General features: G+C 31.4%; 14 protein-coding genes. 9 read left to right on the top strand and 5 right to left on the bottom strand.

Annotated elements, in window-relative coordinates:
• Window positions 1–120: 120 nt before the first annotated feature.
• Window positions 121–777: a hypothetical protein gene (locus NH26_RS21615; protein ID WP_044221002.1), complete on the bottom strand. Its 657-nt coding sequence runs from the start codon at window positions 775–777 to the stop codon at window positions 121–123.
• 390 nt (window positions 778–1,167) lie between these two features.
• On the opposite strand from NH26_RS21615, the gene NH26_RS21610 reads away from it, so the two are divergent.
• The 6 genes from NH26_RS21610 to NH26_RS25540 all read left to right on the top strand — a co-directional run bounded on the left by NH26_RS21610 (window position 1,168) and on the right by NH26_RS25540 (window position 12,732).
• Window positions 1,168–2,709: a hypothetical protein gene (locus NH26_RS21610; RefSeq protein ID WP_044221005.1), complete on the top strand. Its 1,542-nt coding sequence runs from the start codon at window positions 1,168–1,170 to the stop codon at window positions 2,707–2,709.
• A gap of 95 nt (window positions 2,710–2,804) precedes the next feature.
• Window positions 2,805–4,859 (top strand): OmpA family protein, encoded by a 2,055-nt coding sequence (locus NH26_RS21605; RefSeq protein ID WP_044221007.1) that lies wholly within the window; start codon window positions 2,805–2,807, stop codon window positions 4,857–4,859.
• 18 nt (window positions 4,860–4,877) lie between these two features.
• Window positions 4,878–7,193: a hypothetical protein gene (locus NH26_RS21600; protein WP_044221010.1), complete on the top strand. Its 2,316-nt coding sequence runs from the start codon at window positions 4,878–4,880 to the stop codon at window positions 7,191–7,193.
• Complete coding sequence (locus NH26_RS21595; protein ID WP_044221013.1) at window positions 7,193–9,361, top strand: caspase family protein; 2,169 nt, start codon at window positions 7,193–7,195, stop codon at window positions 9,359–9,361. The genes NH26_RS21600 and NH26_RS21595 overlap by 1 nt, the downstream gene beginning before the upstream one ends.
• A gap of 5 nt (window positions 9,362–9,366) precedes the next feature.
• The gene (locus tag NH26_RS21590) at window positions 9,367–12,234 is read left to right on the top strand and encodes a caspase family protein (protein ID WP_044221016.1); all 2,868 of its coding nucleotides are present in this window, start codon (window positions 9,367–9,369) and stop codon (window positions 12,232–12,234) included.
• Between the two features lie 327 nt (window positions 12,235–12,561).
• Window positions 12,562–12,732 carry a hypothetical protein gene (locus NH26_RS25540; RefSeq protein WP_158022000.1) on the top strand — a complete coding sequence of 57 codons (171 nt, stop codon included), beginning with the start codon at window positions 12,562–12,564 and terminating at the stop codon, window positions 12,730–12,732.
• A 72-nt stretch (window positions 12,733–12,804) separates the two neighbouring features.
• Here NH26_RS25540 and NH26_RS21585 read toward each other — a convergent pair whose 3' ends face one another.
• From NH26_RS21585 to NH26_RS21575, 3 genes are all read right to left on the bottom strand, one after another.
• Window positions 12,805–13,410, bottom strand: a complete 606-nt coding sequence (locus NH26_RS21585) for a DUF1684 domain-containing protein (RefSeq protein ID WP_044221019.1) — start codon at window positions 13,408–13,410, stop codon at window positions 12,805–12,807.
• A 79-nt stretch (window positions 13,411–13,489) separates the two neighbouring features.
• Window positions 13,490–14,314, bottom strand: coding sequence for a hypothetical protein (locus tag NH26_RS21580; protein ID WP_052431902.1), 825 nt, complete (start codon window positions 14,312–14,314; stop codon window positions 13,490–13,492).
• A gap of 121 nt (window positions 14,315–14,435) precedes the next feature.
• On the bottom strand, window positions 14,436–15,884 hold the full coding sequence (locus tag NH26_RS21575) for a sulfatase family protein (protein ID WP_044221022.1): 1,449 nt from the start codon (window positions 15,882–15,884) through the stop codon (window positions 14,436–14,438).
• Between the two features lie 128 nt (window positions 15,885–16,012).
• On the opposite strand from NH26_RS21575, the gene NH26_RS21570 reads away from it, so the two are divergent.
• Window positions 16,013–16,315: a 2Fe-2S iron-sulfur cluster-binding protein gene (locus NH26_RS21570; RefSeq protein WP_044221026.1), complete on the top strand. Its 303-nt coding sequence runs from the start codon at window positions 16,013–16,015 to the stop codon at window positions 16,313–16,315.
• Between the two features lie 121 nt (window positions 16,316–16,436).
• A complete protein-coding gene (locus NH26_RS21565; RefSeq protein ID WP_044221028.1) occupies window positions 16,437–17,036 on the top strand; it encodes a MarC family protein in 600 nt (199 codons plus the stop codon).
• A gap of 61 nt (window positions 17,037–17,097) precedes the next feature.
• Here NH26_RS21565 and NH26_RS21560 read toward each other — a convergent pair whose 3' ends face one another.
• Window positions 17,098–19,686 carry a TonB-dependent receptor domain-containing protein gene (locus NH26_RS21560; RefSeq protein WP_242427364.1) on the bottom strand — a complete coding sequence of 863 codons (2,589 nt, stop codon included), beginning with the start codon at window positions 19,684–19,686 and terminating at the stop codon, window positions 17,098–17,100.
• A 215-nt stretch (window positions 19,687–19,901) separates the two neighbouring features.
• Here NH26_RS21560 and NH26_RS21555 point away from each other — a divergent pair, with 215 nt between their 5' ends.
• A complete protein-coding gene (locus tag NH26_RS21555) occupies window positions 19,902–20,114 on the top strand; it encodes a hypothetical protein (RefSeq protein WP_044221032.1) in 213 nt (70 codons plus the stop codon).
• Window positions 20,115–20,406 lie beyond the last annotated feature (292 nt).

Genomic DNA, 20,406 nt, shown 5'->3' with positions numbered 1-20,406 from the left:
CCATCACGAAAATTCTATATCCATAGATAAAACAATTTTTAAAATGGTCATTATAAAAAAAGAGGTTGTCTCACTAAATGATGAGACAACCTCTTTTTCTTTATGAACTCTATAGTGTTCTTATCGAATATCTAATAAGCTATTGATCTCTTCTTGACCAAGATTAGCTTCTGATTCTAATTTTTTTCTTAGATCTTCTTTCACAATTCTTTCTGCTTCAGCAATAGGGTATTTAAGAGATAGAGTAACATAAGTCAATTTATCTACTTTCTTAAGCATAACGATTTGTTGTGTTCTTCCTAAACGAGCTGATACATTATTTTGATAAGAAGCTATTACTTGAGTAGCAGATGTAGCATCAGACATTCCTTCTGAATTCGATACTGTAGATTTTATTCTACCCAAAATTTCTGATCCAATTTGACTTGCAATATCTGCTAAACATAATTGATATGCTGCTTGTTTTGCTGCTGCAAAAGTTTCACCTTTTGATTGTTGATAAGCAACAAAGAATTTCGGATCACCGTTATCATCTGTTGCTAAACGTGCAAAAAATGAATTTTCAATTTGCATATCCATTGGAAGGTCACCTGGAATAACTGTATATCCTTCCTTTTTTAATGCTTTTGCTTGCTTTTTAGCATCCTTAACTGCTTTACCTTTTAACTCTTTAAGAGTTTGTTTTTTTTCTTTTTTTGTTTGTGCTTCGGAAGTAAAGTTGGCAAATAAAAGAGTAATAGTAAATAGAGTAATGAATAAAGAAAGTCTCTGTTTCATGTTTTTTTAAATCAATATTATTATAAAAAATATTCGTAATATATATCAAAAATCATTCAAAAGTAATTTTACCCAAAAATAAATGTAATATTCTAGTGCTAAGAATTCATGATAGGAGTAGGTAACCATTATAAAATAATCCAAGATAGTGTCTAGATATTTTTTTTAAAGTAATTTGGTTATATCTAATAAAGTCAAGAATGTAACCGATTTAAAAAGTCATTATTCTCATAAAAACCATTCAAAAAAATCAATTGAAAAAATTACTATCGTAGTAATAGTTATTAGAATAATTCAAAATTTCACATATATTTATAAATAATCTTAAATATTAACTATATTTACGTCGATTCTTTCTAATGCTCTATTAAAACTCTTACGAATAAAATAATGTTTGCTATATCAAAGTATAGTTTATTAATTCTATTACTACTTTCTACTTTACCTCTAACTTCTTCTATTGTTATTTATAAAGGGGAACCCAATTGGATTAAAGCAGAAAATAGACTTGTAGAATTCAATGATGATAATTATCTAAAAGGTTTTCAGGTAGCATTAAATGTGGCTCCTGATAAAAAAAGTGATCGACTACAACAATTACAGCAAGAGGTAAAAAATAATCTTGCTGAAAGTGTTTCAGTTAAAATTGAAAGCTCTAGCAAATTAGATATTGCTAATGCTTCTGGTGCTTCTTATGAAAATTTTAAGCAGAATAGTACGTCTTTCTCTAATGTTAATTTAAGTGGAGTCACTCAACTAAATTATTATGACGAAAAAAAACAAACTCTATATTGTTTTGCTTACGTCAAAATAGATGAATTACTTTCATCAAACAGGCAACGTATTCAGGAAGCCAATAAAAAAATCAGTGCTCTAAAAGATCAAATTGAAAATTATGTTTCTAGTGAAAATATAATTGCTGCAAAAAAATCTATTCGTAAAGTCATTCCAGTATTTAGAGAAGTAGAAGAACTTTATTCTGTTTCCATTATTCTAGGTGATAAAGTGGATCTTAATTATGATGAGTTTTTAAAGAATCAAACACAAATAGAGCAATTAACTATTGAATTATCGAATAATCAAATTGCTAGTATTAATGATTTAGCCACTGATATTTCAGCCACTATAAATGATCAAATAGAGATTTCTAAGCAGACACTTACCATTGATAACTTCACTTTTGAAGACACAAAAATGGGGAGTAAGTTCTCTCGAAAATTGAATCAATTGTTATTATCAAAATTTAGTACCTCATCAAAATTTAAGATTTTAACGGGTGCTGATACCCAAACTAAATATACCCTAGAAGGTACAGTTTGGGAAGAAGATCACACACTTAGGGTAGTATCAATTTTAAGAAATAAAAGTAACGGAGCGATTGAAGGTGGATCTGAAAGCATTATTGCAAAGGATAACTTAAACACCACTACATATAAACCAGATAATTTAGAGCAAGCTAAATTAGTGCAAGAATTGATGAGCACTGATCAAAAATTATCTTCTGGTCTTTCTCTTGATGTTATCACTAACAAAGGGAATAAAAGTCCTATTTATGAAGGTGGTGAAATAATGACATTATATGTAAAAGTGAATCGCCCTTGTAAAGTTAGATTTATCTATCACATGGCAGATGGCACAAAAGTGCTTTTATTAGATAACTTTTCTATTCACCCTGATGAGGTCAACCAAATGGTAAAAGTCTCTCAGCAGTTTGAATGTTATCCTCCCTTTGGCGTTGAAACATTACAAGTTTTTGCTAAAACCGGAGTGAATTTCAATCCTTTAAACACCACTGAAGATCAAGGTTATTATTTTATAAATGATGATATACAAACTATTAATTCAAATAATAGATCTACATCTAATTTAGATGATTCAGAAGTGGCTTTTTCTGAAAAGAGGGTAGTTATCACGACGCTACCTTCTAATTAAAAAATTACAAACTAGATATAAAAACCCAGTACCTTTTTATGTGTTGTTACAGATTTAAAATACAAAAGTTCTTTTACTTTCTATATTTACTTCCAATGCTCTTTTTATCTGATCACTTATTTGCTCAGGTGAATGTTAAAGCAAAAAAATTACCTGATAATGTAAGTTCTGCTTCTTACAGGGAATATGCTCCATCTCTAAATGCTGATGGAACAGTCCTTATTTTCCAAGCAAACAGAAAAGAAGGTTTCAATTGGGGTATTTATGAAACTACTACGCAAGACGGCGGTGAAACATGGTCCGACCCCGTAGGAATTGATAGTATCAATAACTACACAAAAACAAATGATTTAATTGGTGGCCCCATGATTTCTTATGATGGTAACACCTTGTTCTTTTTTGCAAACCTTGATGAAGGTTTGGGATCTGAAGACATTTATTATAGTAAACGAATTGGAAAAGAATGGAGTGCGCCAATTAACATAGGCGAACCTATCAATTCTAAAGAACATGAAAGTTTCCCATCTATATCTGCAGATGGAACTCATTTATATTTTCAAAGGTTTGATACAACATTAGTAGAAGGAGGATCCAATTGTTTTGAGATATATGTATCTAAAAAACAATCTAATGGGGAATGGGGTGAACCTGAAGCACTTCCCGCACCTATTAATATAGGTTGTGAAAAAGCACCTAGAATCTTATCTGATGGTAGAACATTAATATTCTCTTCTATACGTGCAGGGGGTAAAGGTGATTATGATTTATGGATGTCTAAATTAGGTTTTAACGGCGAATGGTCTGAACCTGTGAACATGCACTTTGTGAATACACCTGGTCCGGATACTTTTGCGTCGATTTCAGCTTCTGGTGAAACACTTTATTATTTAAACTCACAAGAGCTAGATCCAAAAGTACTGAAGAAATTCCCTGATGAAACAGGTCAGGAAGATATATTTACCATTGAAATAACTGAAGAGTTCAAACAATATAAAAACAAGACGATACAAGGACAGATCAAAGATCTTAATAGTGAAAGTCCTGTACAAGCATCATTCTTTGTTCGTGACCGTTCAACCACAGAATACCTTTTTGATATGGCTGTTGCCGATGATGGTAAATATGCTTTAGTACTTACTGAGGGGGTAGATTATGAGATTCTAGCCACTAAAGAAGGATATTCTACTTTTATTTTTCAAGAAGACCTTTCTTCTTTATCAGAGTATAAAAGGGAAATAAAAGATATCAATTTATTTAATCATGCACTTCTTAACCTCGAAATATTTGATGCTGATTTAATGCAAAAAATAAAAGGTAATATCACTGTTTACGATCAAGAAACTAATTTATTACTGGATAGCATTGCTGTTACTTACAATACTACTTCAAAATCATATCAATTAGAATTACCTATTGGAAAAAAGTATGAGGTAAAAGTCAATAAAGAAAATTTTATAGATCAATCATTTCATTTTGATTTAAGTACAATGATACTTTATCAAAAATTTGAAAAATCTGTAGACCTCATGCCGAAGAAAATTGAAATGGAATTTAATGTCTCAGACGCATCAACAGAAGAGGGTATCCTTGCAAAAATTACATTGATAAATACGGATACAGATGAACGTATTGAAGTGGATGCTGAAGTTGGTGAGGACGGAAAATATAAAATTGAAGTAAGAGATGGTGCTAATTATAGTATCGAAGTGAGGAGCCCAAGAGGGTACTCTTTCTTCTCATCAAAATTAAAAGCTGATAATAAAAAAGAGTTTAAGGTGTCGCTTACAGAGCTGAAACCTAACAGTAAACTACCATTAAAGGATATCTTATTTGAATCTAATTCTGCTGACATTATCGAGAGTAGTTTTAAGGAATTGAAGCGTTTAGTTAAGCTAATGAAAGACAATCCAAATATTGTTGTTGAATTAGCTGCACATACAGATGATCTTGGTTCTGATAAGTATAATATCCGTTTATCAGAAAATAGAGCAAAATCTGTGGCAATGTATGTGATGGAATTTGGTATACCTAAAAATAGATTAGTACCCAAAGGCTATGGAGAAACACAACCTACCGTTGTGAATGACACCGATGAGAATAGAGCCAAAAACAGAAGAGTTGAATTGATGGTATTAGAAATTAATAACTAAGTCCTAATTACAAAGAAAATGAAATATCATATTTATAAAATAGTAGTATTCTTATTTGTATTTGGGGGAGTTTTTGTTCCAAATACGTTTGCTCAAGATGAAGACGAAGCAACGAAAAGAGAAAGAGAGCAGTTTGAAAATGTTGATTACAAAAAATATTTTCCGATCATAAAACCGAATGCAGATTTTAAAATCACTGAACCTGCATTACATAAGTTAAAAAAGATCATCCGTTACCAACCTTTGGAAGTGAATCCATTATTCCAAGTAAGTGAATATTACTTTCAAAGAATTAATGATTTTGATGTATTACAACAATATCAAGCTTTACATTCGACGTGTGACTCTGCTTTAAGATATATTGATTTATTCGAAAATCAACTAACTGAAAAAGAAGTAAAAAAGAAGTGGAAGAAGTACTACATGGAATTTCTTCAATTTCCGGCCAATAAAGATTTAGTATTGGAAAAAGTTACCTTAATCGAGATTAAGAATGAGCTAAATAGAAGAAGAGAAGTACTGACAAAACAAAAAACGGAGGTAGATAGCATTTATATCAACTTTAAAGAGTGTATTAATGAGTACCTTATTGCTAATAAATATTTTAGAGAAGTTTGTGGTACATATCCCACTATTAAAGAACTTTATATTCTAGCAGAAAATGATGCTGTTTTTGATAAAATGCTTCCAATAAAAGAGCATTATCTTAAAAGTTTAGAAGCTTTTGAAAGATATAATCAAGCCCTAAAAGTTCACCCAATGAAGGGGTATACTACAGAAGTAATTGAAGAAGATATCTTGAATTATAGAATTCACGGTCTGACCACTAATAGTTTCTTAGAAGGGGATATTAAATTATGGAATTATGCAGATTGGTATGATCAAACTCTAGATTATTACAGAAAAGAAATCTTGCCAATGAGGGAGCTTGTTATCAATTATGATCACTATTTAAATAGTGTATTGAAAGAAAAAGAAAACAGCACCATTCCTAGTGAAGATCAGTTTTATCTAGATATTCGTAAAATTGGAAAAATAAAAAAGTATGATCCAAATGCATATCCAGTAAATATATTTGAATACAAAGAGCAAAAAATCAACCTATTAAACCAGATTTCTTATTCAAACATTCTTAATTCTGGCCAAAAAGGTGATTTAAAGTATATTAGATCTCAAGCTGATATATGGACTGAATGTAGAAAAGCTATTGATAAATTAGATCATATCAATACTAATAAGGAAAGCTTAGGTTATAAAAAACATGCACAATTTTTTACTCAAGAATATAATGATGAGCTATCAAATTATGTGGGTAACCAAAGAGCCGAAATTGATATTACACAGACCAATGCTGAAGTATTACTTAAGAATATTATTGTAGATTATTTTTCTACCAATCCTTCAGATTCGGTTCAATTTATTCCTTATCAAAAAGATTCAATTAGTTTAGAAGTTATACAAGAAACAGATTCATTAGTGGTTAGGAAAATTAATACGCTGTATACTCGTCCTAATAAAAATAACCACACCTTATTAATTGGTACAATCAAAGATAAAAATCAAGTAAATATCTTTGTTGCTGACATAGATTCTGCCAATGAAATCAATTGGTTAACAAAGCACCCATTAAACACTAAGGATTATCAAGGTAATGCTAGTATTGATATACCTAGTATTACAGTAAAAGGGGGAGCAATACATCTTATGGTTTCTCTACAAGGAATTAAGAAAGAGAAGACCTCTATTGAAATTGACAATCAAGTAATTCTTGTGGATACACGTAATGGGAATTTAATGAATGAAATCCCAATGTTAAGTAAGAAATACCCTAGAGTATTTGAATACTTACAAGAGTCTAAAAGTTACTTAATTGGCTTTAAAGGAGATTCTAAACTGAATATTCAAGAATATGATACTTTGACAATTCAAAATATCAAAATCGACGGTGAAATTTTATGGAATACCAATTTATTGATGCAAGGTATGCTTACAGAAATTATTGCGTTACCAACTCAATACCTAATTGTGGCAAATATCAATAAACTGTCTAACATGACTGGGTCTAACACTTTAATTGCTGAAAACAGTGAGTTTGGAAACTTCAATACAGCGATATTAAAATTAGACACATTTGGTAAAGCAGTGAATGGTACTGTATTAAAATCGTCACAACCTTACGAAACAATATTTGCATTATCAGATTATGATAACACTCTAAATCTTATAGGTGTTAAGGGAAATTTCTCTACAACTAAAGATTATAACACTAGAGAGTTGATGCTAATCAACATGCGTATCAATAATTTTAAAGTGGAAGAGAAAAATATTCAATAATGAAAAAACTATCTTATATATTTCTGATTTTCATTTTATTATGTCAATCAGCACAAGCTCAAACAGTGGAAGAGATTTGGGGGAAGCATATGAAAAATGCTCGTGAGTGGTTTGAACTTGATGACTTTCCAAACGCTGTTAATGACTACCTGAAAGCCAAAGAAACTTTACCGACTGATTCTGTGGCCTATTTAGAAGGTGCCATGAGTGCTGCCTATGCACTTGATGATACAAATTTCAATAAATTTAAATCTGAATTTACATCAGTATTTAAATACACTTCGCCTAGTTTCCATGAATATGCTGAAATTATGTTGCAATCACGTATTCAAAAAGGCGAAGAAAACCCTGAAACTCTTTATCAATTAGGCATTGATAAATATCCAAATAATGCGGAGATGTATGCTGCTCCATTATTGGGGATGTACTTTGAACAAAATAAAATTGAAGAGGCTAAAAATTTACTTATCAATGTTGTTCCTTTAGTAAAAAATGCAGAATTCCCATATACACTTGGGGTAATGTATCAACAAGAAGGGGATATTGATAATGCATTAATTATGTATGATAAAGCCTTATCATTAAACCCAAAACACTTAGATTCAAATTATAATATTGGTACTATTTACTACAATAAAGCCGTAAATAATATCAACAAATTAAATAATCTTAGTTTAGAAAACTTTGAAAGTGAAGCAACAGAACTGAATAAATTATCTCTTGCGCATTTACAAAAAGCAAAACCTTATATTGAAAAAGCCGCTGCTGATACAGATAATCCTACGGATGCTTTTGAGTTTTTACAAACTACTTTAGTTTTAATGGATCACGTTCATTATATAAATGAGACAATTGAAGAATCTGCGGCAAAAGATAATAGTATTATTGCTTTTTCTGATGAAACTAATACAGATTCAAAACCAGAAGATGCAACTATTGCCATCAATACAGTCACTCCTTCAGTGAATGAAAATGCTAACCTTTCTGAAACAGAAAAGGAGAAACCTAATCCACTTTTACCCCCAAAATTATTGATTTCTGATATTCATTTTGAATACGCAGATGGTGCAACTGCTCTTGCTAAAGGTAGTTCAGGGAAATTAAAACTTAGAGTAGAAAACTGGGGGGATGGTACTTCTTATGCACCCACAATTAGATTAAACTCATTAATGCATGTTACAGGACTTAATTTTAATCGTGAAGTAAAACTTCAAAATATTGCTCCTGATGCTTCTGTTGATGTGGAAATCGATATTAATTATGTGAATGCGGCTTCTAGAGGGTTTAAGGCTATTAAATCGCCTCAAAACAAATTCATTTTAATGATCAAAGATTCATTAAATTACAAAACAGAACAACAAGAATTTGTATTGAACCTTAATCAATCAGAAAACAAAACCGTACAAAAAGCCGCTCCTGTTGTAGCTAAAAAAGACACGAATACAAGTACCAACTTTTTGATATTAATTGCAGCCAATGAATACACATCTTGGTCTCCACTTGTCAACGCAGTTAATGACGCGAACAATTTTAAAGATGTGTTATTAGATAAATATCAATATGAGGCGGAAAATGTATATGAATTATATAATGAGAAAGTAACTAAGTCTGAAATTGACAAATTAATTAGAAGTTTGAGTAGTAAAATAGGTCCTGAAGATAAATTAGTGATCTATTACTCGGGGCATGGTTATTACGATACTTTTATGAAAAAAGGATTTTGGGTACCTGTAAATGCTAAGTTATCAGGAGATGACACTTCAGACTATTTATCCAATCAAACAATTCTTGATTACATTAAAGTGCTTAATACTAAACACACTTTATTGATTTCAGATGCTTGTTATTCTGGTTCAATTTTCTCAAGTGAATCACGTGGTATGAAATATGCTGATCCTATAGAAACTCTTCCTTCAAGATGGGGGTTAGCTTCTGGTGGGTTAACTGAAGTTTCTGATGGAGAGGAAGGAGGTCATAGTCCATTTAATATGTGTTTGACTACCTATTTAAGAAGTAATACGACTGCCAAACTACCAATTAGTGATGTAGCAAGGAGCGTACGATATTCTGTTAGTTTTAACTCTACACAAGAACCACAAGGTAAACCTCTAAGAGACGTTGGCCATATGGGTGGTGAATTTGTCTTTAAACTTAGAAACTATCAATAAAAAAAATGAAACTATACTATCAAGCACTTATTCTTTTTCTGTTGTCCTTACCAATATTTGGACAAAACCTAATAATTGACTCTAAAGGCCACTCTTCTTTAGTTAGAGGAATTAGCTTTACTAATGATAATTCTAAGATCATTTCTGTTTCTGAAGATAAAACGATAAGAATCTGGGATGTCAAAAAAAATCAATTGAGTCAAACTTTATGGGGCGAATATTATGAAGGAAAAGAGGGAAGGTACAATGCTTTAGCTATTCATCCTACAAAAAATATTATTGCTGTTGCCGGTTTTTTACATCAAAATGAAATAAGAATTATTGATATAGAAACCTCGACACAAATTGCTTCTTTAAAGGGACATCAAAATATAATTACAGAGTTACACTTTAGTAATGATGGACAATGGCTGTGTAGTGGTAGCGCTGATAAAACAGCTAGAATATGGTTTATTCCACAAAATGGAAATACATCACCAAAACAAACCATCAAAATTGATGGCTTCTCAGAAATTGTTTATTCAGTCGACTTTTCTGAAGATGGAAATCAATTGGTGTGCGGAACTTTTGATGGTGCTATTAAACTTTATGATTTATCCATGTCAAAAGATAAGGCTACGCTCAAAAATGAGTGGAATACTATGGATAAGATCACTAAAGTGAAATTTTCTTCTGATAAACTGATCGTAGGTGGAGCAAAAGGCAATGTGTACGTTTATACGCTTGAAGGAGTACAGGAAGCACAACTTACCGATGCTAGTGGATATATCACTAATATTGAATTACCTAATAGTGAAAAGGAATGCTTAATTGTAGATTCTAAAGGTAATTTGATGATATACAATACAGAAAATTGGCTTAAAAATCGTTTTATATCTTCTTCAAAAGGAATCATCTCTGCTGCAAAATTTGCCAATAACAACGATAACTATGTTGTATATGCAAAAGGTGTAGAAGGACATATTTCTATATATGATATTAAAAATAAAAAGACTATCCGTCAATTTGAAAGTGAAGGAATGTCTAATAAACGTATTGGTAGAGGTGAAAACCTTAACTTTTCGTTGTCAATAAATAAAGCCTCTAGAAAGCCTTACAACAAAGTTTTTGATTTCGAAAACTTGGAAATGCACTTGACAGTAGACGATCAATCAAAATATACAATGCCTGATATTACTTATCAAGGAAGTAATTTGAAACGATTAAATAACTACACTCTTCAAACAGGTAATGCATCTCATAAAATCACCAATGACAAACAAAGAGATAAAGGAATCAATGCTTATAATTTCACCAAATCAGGCGATGTTGTTGTATGTAGTGGTAATTCATTAAAACTGTATTCCAATGAGGGTACGCTTATACGTGAATTCAAAGGTCATCATGCTTCAGTTTTAACTGCTAATGTATCGGATGACGGTAAGTACCTTATTTCATCTAGTGATGATCAAACTACAAAATTATGGAATATCTCTTCTGGGGAATTATTGGCTTCGCTTTTTGTGAGTGCACATAATGAGTGGGTTTGTTGGTCGCCAAAAGGGTATTATCATGCATCTGCTGGTGGTGAAAAATATATTGGATGGATACAGAATAATGGCCTTGGGAATTTAGCCAATTTCCAACCTGTTAGTTTTGCAGATAAACGTTATCACAAAAAGGAAGTATTACAAGAAATTATTAAGGAAGCATCACACAAGAATGCATTCCAAAAATTAAATATTAAGGAACTTGATCCGAAAGAATTAGTAAAAGAACAACCCAATATCGAATGGGTTTCACCTAAATCATATCATAATTTAAATGGTGAGGAAAAGGTACAATTAACCGCCACTGTTAAATCAAAAACAAAATTAAAATCTTTAAAATTGTTAGTGGACGGTAGACCTAAATCTGTAGAGATAATGGGGACTGAAAATTCTGTAGGTCAAACAATCTATGCTATTAATGAAACTTTGGATATCAATAATTCGGAAACTAAAATTCAAATTTTTGCAGAAAACGAATTCACCAAAGTAACATCAAATGCAAGAAGCGTAATTAAATCAAAAAGCAGTTCTTCTTCTCTTGATGTTGGATTCGATTTAGCGGCTTTGACAAGTGCTTCATCATCTAACGAGAAAAGTAAACAAAATATTTACCTTCTAAGTATTGGTATTTCAGATTATCAGAATAAAACCTTGAACTTAAATTATGCAGATAAAGATGCACTTTCAATCGCTGATATTTATAAGAAACAATCCAATGGTAAATTATTTAACCAAGTTCATATTAAAGAATTGACCAATGAGGCTGCTAATAAACAAAATATATTGGAGGGCTTTAAATGGTTATCTGAAAATGCTACATCTAAAGATTTAGCCATTGTCTTTATTGCTTCACATGGTGTAAACTGGGAAAATAATTTTTATATCATTCCTCATGATATCGATCTTGAAAATGTAGATAAAACAGGAGTAAAGTGGAATGAATGTGCTAGTGTGATGACTAATTTACCATCACAAGTTTTATTATTTGTAGATGCTTGTAACAGTGGCCAATTAGGTGTTGATATCTCACACTCCGACAATACGGAATCGATAAGACAGTTATCGAGTGATGAGAATGGTGTAATTATTATGTCAGGATCTACCGGTGTAGAGAGTTCTTTAGAATCTTCTGAATGGCAACACGGAGCATTTACTGCTGCTATATTAGATGGTTTAGGGGAAGGTAAAGCGGATTATTCTGGTGATCAAGTGATTACATTAAGAGAATTAGATTTATTTATTGCTATGAAAGTAGAGGAATTGACAAAAGGAAAACAACATCCAACAACTCAAAAGCCTAGTACAATTAGTGTTGTAAATGTAGGGGAGATGGTACAACAGTAACAAAAAAGTGTTTTTATAAATATTCGATTACAATATTTTAAATTCTTTAAACTTCTTGAAATTCTTACATGCTTTTTTAAAGTGAGATATTTTACTTAGTTTATTTAAAAAGTGGCCTGATTATCATTTTATGCATGAAATCAGGCCACTTTTTATTGTTTACTAGCATTACCACCACTATATAATAGATGTTATCGACAGATTATAAGTGTTAATAAAGTGAATCTTTGTTCAATTAATGGAGTTAATAAGATAAAGGCAATCAGAAACTTACAATGTAAGATATGCCAAATTAAAGTGAAACTTATTCTGTAAACTCTCCATTCTATGAAAAAGCTACTAATCACTATCATCGCTGGAACATCAATATTATTTGCATCTTGTACACCACAAGCTGATCCACTTCCATTTATACCAAAAAAACAGATCAATGATTTGTTTGTTCAACATGACATTCAATTAGATTCTTCGTCTGTAAACATTCCAGTAACAGAATAAAACAGACCAAGAAATTCTAGTATAAAATAAAAGGCGACCGATATGGTCGCCTATTTTTATTTCCAATTTTTCTTAGTGCTCATGCTTTGGGTTTTTAATACCAGCTTCAATTTTTGTGTCAAGATAATTTTCACTTGGTGGTATTGGACAAGAATACCCGTCTGAATACGCACAATAAGGATTATAGGCCTTATTAAAGTCTATCACTATCGTTTTTCCGTCTTCAGGAATTCTTAAATCTAAGTAACGTCCAGCTCCATATGAAGTTGTGCCGTTCGTTTGATCCATAAACGGTAAAAATAAGTAATCCTTATATTCGGGCATAGTACGTAGACGATGGCTTTGGTATATAGATAGTTTATACTTTTTACCATCAATTTTAAAAGTAGCTATACCGTATGTTTCATACGTCTTTAATTTAGTTGAGGAAGTTTTCATTCCGAAAGGTTTACCCTTCACTCTTTTGAACTTGGCTTTTACACTATATTTTTTATCAATAGGGAAGTATTCATGCCCTTTGAATTCTTTTAGCATTTCTCCTTTTAAAGGAGAGGTTTTAGGATCTTTATATTCTTCTGTTAAATGAACTTGATATTTTTGTATTTCATCAGTATAATTTTGAGCTATACAAAAGTGAAGTGACAGAAGTGTCACAATTATGGTGAAGTTTAATTTCATTTTATAGTTTATTCAATAATTGATTGTTCAATTTAATTCATCCATGCAAAATAATGAAAATGCATGAATCAATTTATAATTATAAAGGGAAATTAAACCCAAAAACAGCTGCATATTGAGAATAAAAAAAGTGCTGATTAGCTCTATTTCCAACTTCATGAGAGGTTTTAATATCAGGCATATGTACAAACCCACCTTTCAAATCTCCTTCAATAAAAAAGTAATCATAGAAAGTAAAATTAAGACCTAAATTTAAATCTAATCCATAGCCTGCTAAATGAAATTCATCATTTCGATTTTTCCCAAACATTCTAGCATTTGTTTTTGGTAAATGTACTCCAGCACTACAACCTTCTGTAAGATTGATAGAAATATTAGGTCCATTCATTTTAGTGAAATTGTATAATTCATCAAAACGATTTATACCTAGGTATAGATAATTTAGACCATCAGTATGTTCAAAGGTTAAAAAATCATCTGTAAGAATTATATCATTAGAATTGTATACTCGGTCATACGGACTTCCTTCATTAATAATACCATCAATTTTTACCTTTTGATTTTGAATCATGACATATTTCATATGATCAACTCCAAAAGAAACATTCCAATTGTCATTAAAAAAATAGGCTAATTTAAAATTATATTGAGGCGTAGTGAAATGAACAAAATAGCTATTAAAATCAAATTGAGTTGGGCGATGAGAAGCCTCTACATTATGAAGAGTGAAATTATGATTATTACCTTTAAAATGAATATCAGAGGAAGAGTAATCAGACCAATTCCATCCCCAAGTAATAGATATAGATTTTTTTCGAGAAGTTATTTCTTTTTCTAAATTTTGAGCGAAAACACCAGTTACTAAAAAAAAGCAAAATAAGTTTAAGGTTATTCTTTTAAGCATATATCAATTTATCAATGTCTGTAACCACGGTATGAAGTTCTATAAACTATACTGTGACTACAAACAATTGATATTAAATAGGAGTGTTATCATATTCTAATACTATCATGTGTTAGTATTATTATAATTTAAGATTAGTTACCCCTTTTGTTTTATCTCCTGACGTTGCTTTATCTAAAGCCGATTGCCTTTTATATTCTTCTTTTGAAATGTTTTTAGCATGAGGATCTTGCCATAAAGCATCAACATTTTGTGCATCCCATTTATCGTATAAAAGCTGCATTTCTTTTAGCTTTTCGGGGTATTTTTTAGCTAGATTATGATGTTCGTAGGGATCATTTTCGATATCAAATAAAAAATATTCGTTGTTTTTAAAGCCCGACATTATCATTTTATATTTACCTAATCTCATCGCTTTTCCGGCTCCATCTGAGTATCTCCAATATAATTCGTTATGTGGCTTTAATTCATTTTCACCCTTTAAATAAGGAGTTAGATTAATGCCATCTAATTTTTCAGCATCGGGGTGTTTAATGTTAGTAGTCGCTAAAATTGTAGGATATATGTCAAGAGCAGATATCATTTTTTCATATGTTTGACCTCCTTTTATGTGTCCAGGATAGGTCATTAAAAATGGTACTCTTATACCACCTTCAAAAAGCATCCCTTTATATCCTCGGAAAGGTTGGTTGTTTGCTCTATATCTTGTCCCTCCATTATCACTGTAAAAAAAGATTAAGGTATTTTCATATTCTCCTATATCTTTTAATTTTTGTATTACTTTTCCTATTCCTACATCCATACCATAAACCATTGCTGCATAAGCAGCCCTATCACCATCTTCTATATGATCCACAGCTTTGGTATATTCATTCGTTACTTGAATTGGAGTATGAGGTGCATTATATGCTAGGTACATAAAAAAAGATTTTTCTTCTTTCTTGTATTGATCAATATAGTTCACTGCCGCATTAGAAAAATCATCAGTAAGATAAGTGATTTCTGATTTTGGAACCGGAACTCCATTTTTTAAAAGTCCGCCATATTCATTCCTACCTTTTTTAATATCGCCCCAGTAATTCATTCCACCACCCCAGAAGCCATACCAATCATCGAATCCTCTTTTATTAGGCCAATAATTTATAGAATCACCCAAATGCCATTTACCAATAGCACAAGTTTTATAATCATTCTTTTGTAATAATTCAGATATTAATAATTGATCTAATGGCAGACCATCATCCGCTTTCGCATCATTGTAAGGTAAATTATTTTCATGACCAAAACGTTGTTGATTTCTACCTGATAATAAACCGGCTCTGCTTGGACTACAATAAGGATGTGCGGCATATCCTTGAGAAAACACAATACCCTCCTTGGCCAATTGATCTAAATTTGGAGTTGGGATATCAGTACATCCATTAAAACCTACATCACCCCATCCTTGATCATCTGATAATATAATCAGTACATTTGGTTGTTTAGTTTTTAGTTTGTTTACTTTCGAACTTGAGCACCCCGTAATAAAGGCACAAAGTAAAATTACTTTAATAATAGTTGTTTTATTCATGATTCAATTAAAATTTCATTTCATCATAAAAGTAATTGTCTGATAGGAATAATAAAGGAATAATACTGACATAAATAGGGGAGTAATTTTTTTTCTGATTTCTAATGATTATTCCCCATTTTTACTTTATGAAAATATCAATAGATGGAATTTTATATGACAAACATGATAGAGATAAAACTCTCTTAGATGTTATAAAAAGAAATAAATTAAGTGTAACTGCACCATGTTATAAGACAATGAGGAAATACGGAACTTGTAACTCATGTCTAATTGAAGTGGAAGGTGAAGTGAAATTATCTTGTGGAATTCCACCAGAAGAAGGGATGAATTATGTATTGAAAAGAGATGATCTATTAGAAGAAAGAAAAAACAAGGTGAAAGAATTCAAAACTCACTTCGATAGAATGAAAAAATTATTCGGAGAATAGATTTAACGATTTCATATAAATAAGCTACGATTTTGTATAACTGATTATAATGGAATACTACCACCTTTGTAAAGTAAGATTTAAAAACATCTTTTTGTTTCACTTCAATACTTTCAAAATTATGGAAATCTATTTTCAAGGAATATTAACCATTATCTCATTAGTAAACCCTATGATTTGTGCTCAAATATTTAATAGCATTGAAAAAGGGAAAAAACACGAAGAAAAATTAAAAGACCTTACCGAAACAATATTTACAGTTGGGATTATACTAAGTTTATCGGCTTTTCTAGGATCAAAAATATTACACTTATTAGGTATAAGCTTAGATGCTTTCCAAGTAGCAGGTGGTATAGTCTTAGTTTCAATTGGCTTTCAAATGCTAAATAAGAAAGAAAAAAACAATGAGAATTCAGAGAAGGAAAAAAGTTTAACTCCTTTGGTCTTGTTTGCAGCAAGTCCTGGGACAATCACTGGTGTAATTACTCTTTCCATTACTCAATCAGAAAATAGTATTCCAATAGTGGCTTTAATTTCTATAGCAGTAGTTCTTATTATTATGTGGGTTATTATAGCCTTAATGTCTAAAAGGTCATCCAAAAGAAATTCAAAATCAAGTCAGTTAGCCACAAGGTTTATGGGATTAATTATCCTAGCCATGGGGATAGAATTTATCCTAACAGGTGTAACTACATTTTGCGAAACATTTACGATACATTGAATTAGTTTAAGATTATATTAAAGTAAAAAGGCGGTTTTTATAAAACCGCCTTTTCTTATTATTAGAATTCTTTTGAACCAAATTCAGATTTCACTTTCTTCGATTTATTCTTAGAACTATTGAAATTATAGGTCACGTTAATAATCAATTGATCTACTTCATAAACATAATTGGTAGTGGTATAAAACTGTTGTCTCTGAACAGTACCATCTGCTAACACAGCATTATAATCACCATTTGTTGTAATTCTTTGTTCATTGGTATTCATCAATCCCATATCCATATTGAGCCATTGGAAGTTGACTGCCAATCGGTTATCCAAGAATGTTTTCTTCACAGATAAATTCGGAGAGTAGAACCTAGAATCTTTACCTTGAGCTGTTACTCTTTCTGATAGGTAATTGAATCCGAAATTGGTAGATAGGGTAGAAGTAATATCAAATGTTGTATTGATATTAAAACTGTATTGCCATGCTTTGGTATCTACAGGAATAGAAATCATCCAATCATTATCTGTATCATCGTAATCAAATTTACCAGTAATATGCTGATGATATACGTTGCCACCTGCATAAAAATCCCACCACTTCGTTAATTTTAAAGAAGTACCTAATTCAAAACCGAATACTTTACTATTACCTACATTAGTGTAAATTCTGTTCAGTACAGAATCACTATCCACCGTATTGGTTCTATTAATAAGGTTCTCTGTATTTCTAAAATAGGCAGTAGCAAAAATAGAATGGTCACCAATTTCTTGAGAAGCCCCTAATTCTACTAAATCGATAAATTCTGGTAGTAAGTCTGCGTCACCTTGTTCTAGAGTTTCTGAATGTTCCTTTTCTTTAAAAGGATTCATTTTAAAGGTCGTCGTTCTCTCTACACGTTTACTGTAGGCAGTTTTCAAAGCCAAGCCATCATTTATTTGATATTGTAAATTTGCTGATGGGAATAGCTTTAAATAGTCATATTTCTTCACTTCCCTTTGACTTTCAGGAAGTAGTTGACCATTTTCAAAACCTAAGAAATCAACTTGACGATCCATGTATTCTGCTCTTACACCAACACCGTACGTCCAATCACCTTTCTTACCTGCTAATTGACCGTAAGCTGAATGAATATTTCTCTTCAAGTTTAAGTTTGAAGAATAATTATCAACTACTTGCCAATTTCCAGAAGGTATTCCTTCATTCAAATCTTCTCTTTCGTACAAGAAATCACCTTGATGATCTAACGTTCTGAATTGATAACCCACTTCAAATTGTCCTAATTTTGAGGGCTTGAAGTTATAATCAATATTTGCTCTAAAACCATTCAAAGGATTTTCATTCGTATTTCTTTCTCTTAAGTAGAAATATTGTTGACTTTCTGGAGTAGAGAAGTTTTCTCTTTGGTTATCGTTGTAGGTTGGGCCACCCAATAAAGTATATTCATACAAAACAGAAGCACTTAACTTAGATTCGTTCTCAAAAGTATGATTGAAATCAAAACTTGTAACGAAAAAGTCGGATTGTCTGTTTCTTGAGTTATGGTTATAATATTGGAATGGAGTCGTTTCATCCTCAAAACGATTGTCGTTATAATATATATCTGCCAATCTCGTTTTATCACGAATACCCCCCATAGCAGCAAAGTTGAAATTGGTATTTTCAGTAGCTTGAAATCCTAAAGAAAGGTTACCTGAATAATTCTCTTCTACATACGATCTCTCACCATCAGAAGGGAAACCGAATTTTGGATCATCATCAATTTTTGTCCAAACATCGCCTTCTCTACGACCCGTTTTGTCGTTTCTTTGGTACGAACCTCCAACAGCCCAATTCCATTTGTTTTTTTGTTGAGCCACTGTAAAATCGCCTCCATATCTTAAAGGCATTTTTGCATTATCATATGGTTCAACACTTGGTAAACCATAGCGAACATTTACCTGTGCATACAAATTATCTGTTGCTCCTTTGGTAGTGATAATATTAATAATACCCGCTTTACCCTCTGAATCATATTTTGCAGATGGGGCAGTAATTACTTCAACATTCTTGACTGAATTAGCCGGTAGTTGATTTAATATAGTCGCAGCATCAGTTTGTACAGGTTTGCCATTTACTAATACCACAAATCCTGATGTACCTCTAACAGATAAATCGCCTTCAGCATTTATACTAACAGAAGGCATATTTTTAAGTACATCTGTAGCAGTACCCCCTGCTGCAGCTTCAAATTTAGTAGCATCATACACTTGACGGTCTACCTTCGTCACCGCCGTCAATTGTTCACCTTTTACTTCAATTTCCTGAAGCATTTGATGATCTTCCTTTAAAGTAAGTGTTCCTAAGTCTAAAGAACTACCAGAAATAGTGATATTTTCCTTCGCGAAATTTTCAAAACCCATAAAAGCAATGGTCAGCTTATAAGTTCCTTTTTTTAGTTTAGCGATAGTAAAATCACCTTTTGCATCAGTAACTACACCCGTAATTAAACTATTATCCGTTTGATCGTACAATGCCACGGTTGCATATTCAATAGGAGTTTTGTTACTGCTTTCTACCACATGTCCCGATAGTTTATTTTGTCCAAAGAGGGTGGTAGTAGTAATGATTGTTAGTGTCACACAAGAAACAATATGTTTCCAACAGATTGTCATTCGATTCATTTTTCTTGGTTATGTAATGAATAAGATTGTTAATTATAGTATGGCTGCAAAATTAGATAAGATTATTTAAAATCGATGGTATATTTGAAAGAAATGTTAAGTATGGTTGGGATATTTAATTAGCATTATACCCATTCTAAACCGTGATTAGATCTAATATTTCATAATCTATTTTTAAAATACCGTTTTATTAAGGATGTTTTTTATATTGAGTTATGAAAAACACAAAAAAAACAGTCAGTAAAACAAACGATCTGAAGTTTCTTAAAAAGGAAGAACTACAAAGGTTACATAAAAAATTAAAAATGGAACTAAAGTTTGATCCTGAAAATAAAAAATTAAAGAAAGAATTTGATAGGGTAAATTATCTTGTAAAGCCTAAAATGAAACCAAATAATATGAAAGGTTTTCCAAAGAAGAAGTATTAAGGTGATGGTTGAAACAAGATAAAACTTTACCTACTCAAATTACATCAAATGAATAAGTGGTTATAGTATTAACGTCATTCAAAACACCCAAAAAGTGAAAGTATTAAACCTATAACCACAAAATCCCACAAGCTCATACATCTTGTGGGATTTTTTTATTTCACCTCAATATCAAATAGGAATTAAGTAACCAACAATGTCTCACAACTTACTTACTATCAAAAGCACTCTCAACATAAGGTGCGTTTTTTGCAATTCATCGAAAACAGATAAATACCTTCTCTACCCTTAA

Source organism: Flammeovirga pacifica, from assembly GCF_000807855.2.
GTDB classification, from domain to species: domain Bacteria; phylum Bacteroidota; class Bacteroidia; order Cytophagales; family Flammeovirgaceae; genus Flammeovirga; species Flammeovirga pacifica.
This window is presented reverse-complemented; position numbering and strand designations above follow the sequence as displayed.

Bases quoted from the DNA above. Each gene is read 5' to 3' on its own strand.
- NH26_RS21575 (WP_044221022.1), bottom strand. From the start codon at position 15,884: ATGAATAAAACAACTATTATTAAAGTAATTTTACTTTGTGCCTTTATT.
- NH26_RS21565 (WP_044221028.1), top strand. From the start codon at position 16,437: ATGGAAATCTATTTTCAAGGAATATTAACCATTATCTCATTAGTAAAC.
- NH26_RS21600 (WP_044221010.1), top strand. From the start codon at position 4,878: ATGAAATATCATATTTATAAAATAGTAGTATTCTTATTTGTATTTGGG.
- NH26_RS25540 (WP_158022000.1), top strand. From the start codon at position 12,562: ATGAAAAAGCTACTAATCACTATCATCGCTGGAACATCAATATTATTT.
- NH26_RS21590 (WP_044221016.1), top strand. From the start codon at position 9,367: ATGAAACTATACTATCAAGCACTTATTCTTTTTCTGTTGTCCTTACCA.
- NH26_RS21605 (WP_044221007.1), top strand. From the start codon at position 2,805: ATGCTCTTTTTATCTGATCACTTATTTGCTCAGGTGAATGTTAAAGCA.
- NH26_RS21560 (WP_242427364.1), bottom strand. From the start codon at position 19,686: ATGAATCGAATGACAATCTGTTGGAAACATATTGTTTCTTGTGTGACA.
- NH26_RS21580 (WP_052431902.1), bottom strand. From the start codon at position 14,314: ATGCTTAAAAGAATAACCTTAAACTTATTTTGCTTTTTTTTAGTAACT.
- NH26_RS21570 (WP_044221026.1), top strand. From the start codon at position 16,013: ATGAAAATATCAATAGATGGAATTTTATATGACAAACATGATAGAGAT.
- NH26_RS21610 (WP_044221005.1), top strand. From the start codon at position 1,168: ATGTTTGCTATATCAAAGTATAGTTTATTAATTCTATTACTACTTTCT.
- NH26_RS21615 (WP_044221002.1), bottom strand. From the start codon at position 777: ATGAAACAGAGACTTTCTTTATTCATTACTCTATTTACTATTACTCTT.
- NH26_RS21555 (WP_044221032.1), top strand. From the start codon at position 19,902: ATGAAAAACACAAAAAAAACAGTCAGTAAAACAAACGATCTGAAGTTT.
- NH26_RS21595 (WP_044221013.1), top strand. From the start codon at position 7,193: ATGAAAAAACTATCTTATATATTTCTGATTTTCATTTTATTATGTCAA.
- NH26_RS21585 (WP_044221019.1), bottom strand. From the start codon at position 13,410: ATGAAATTAAACTTCACCATAATTGTGACACTTCTGTCACTTCACTTT.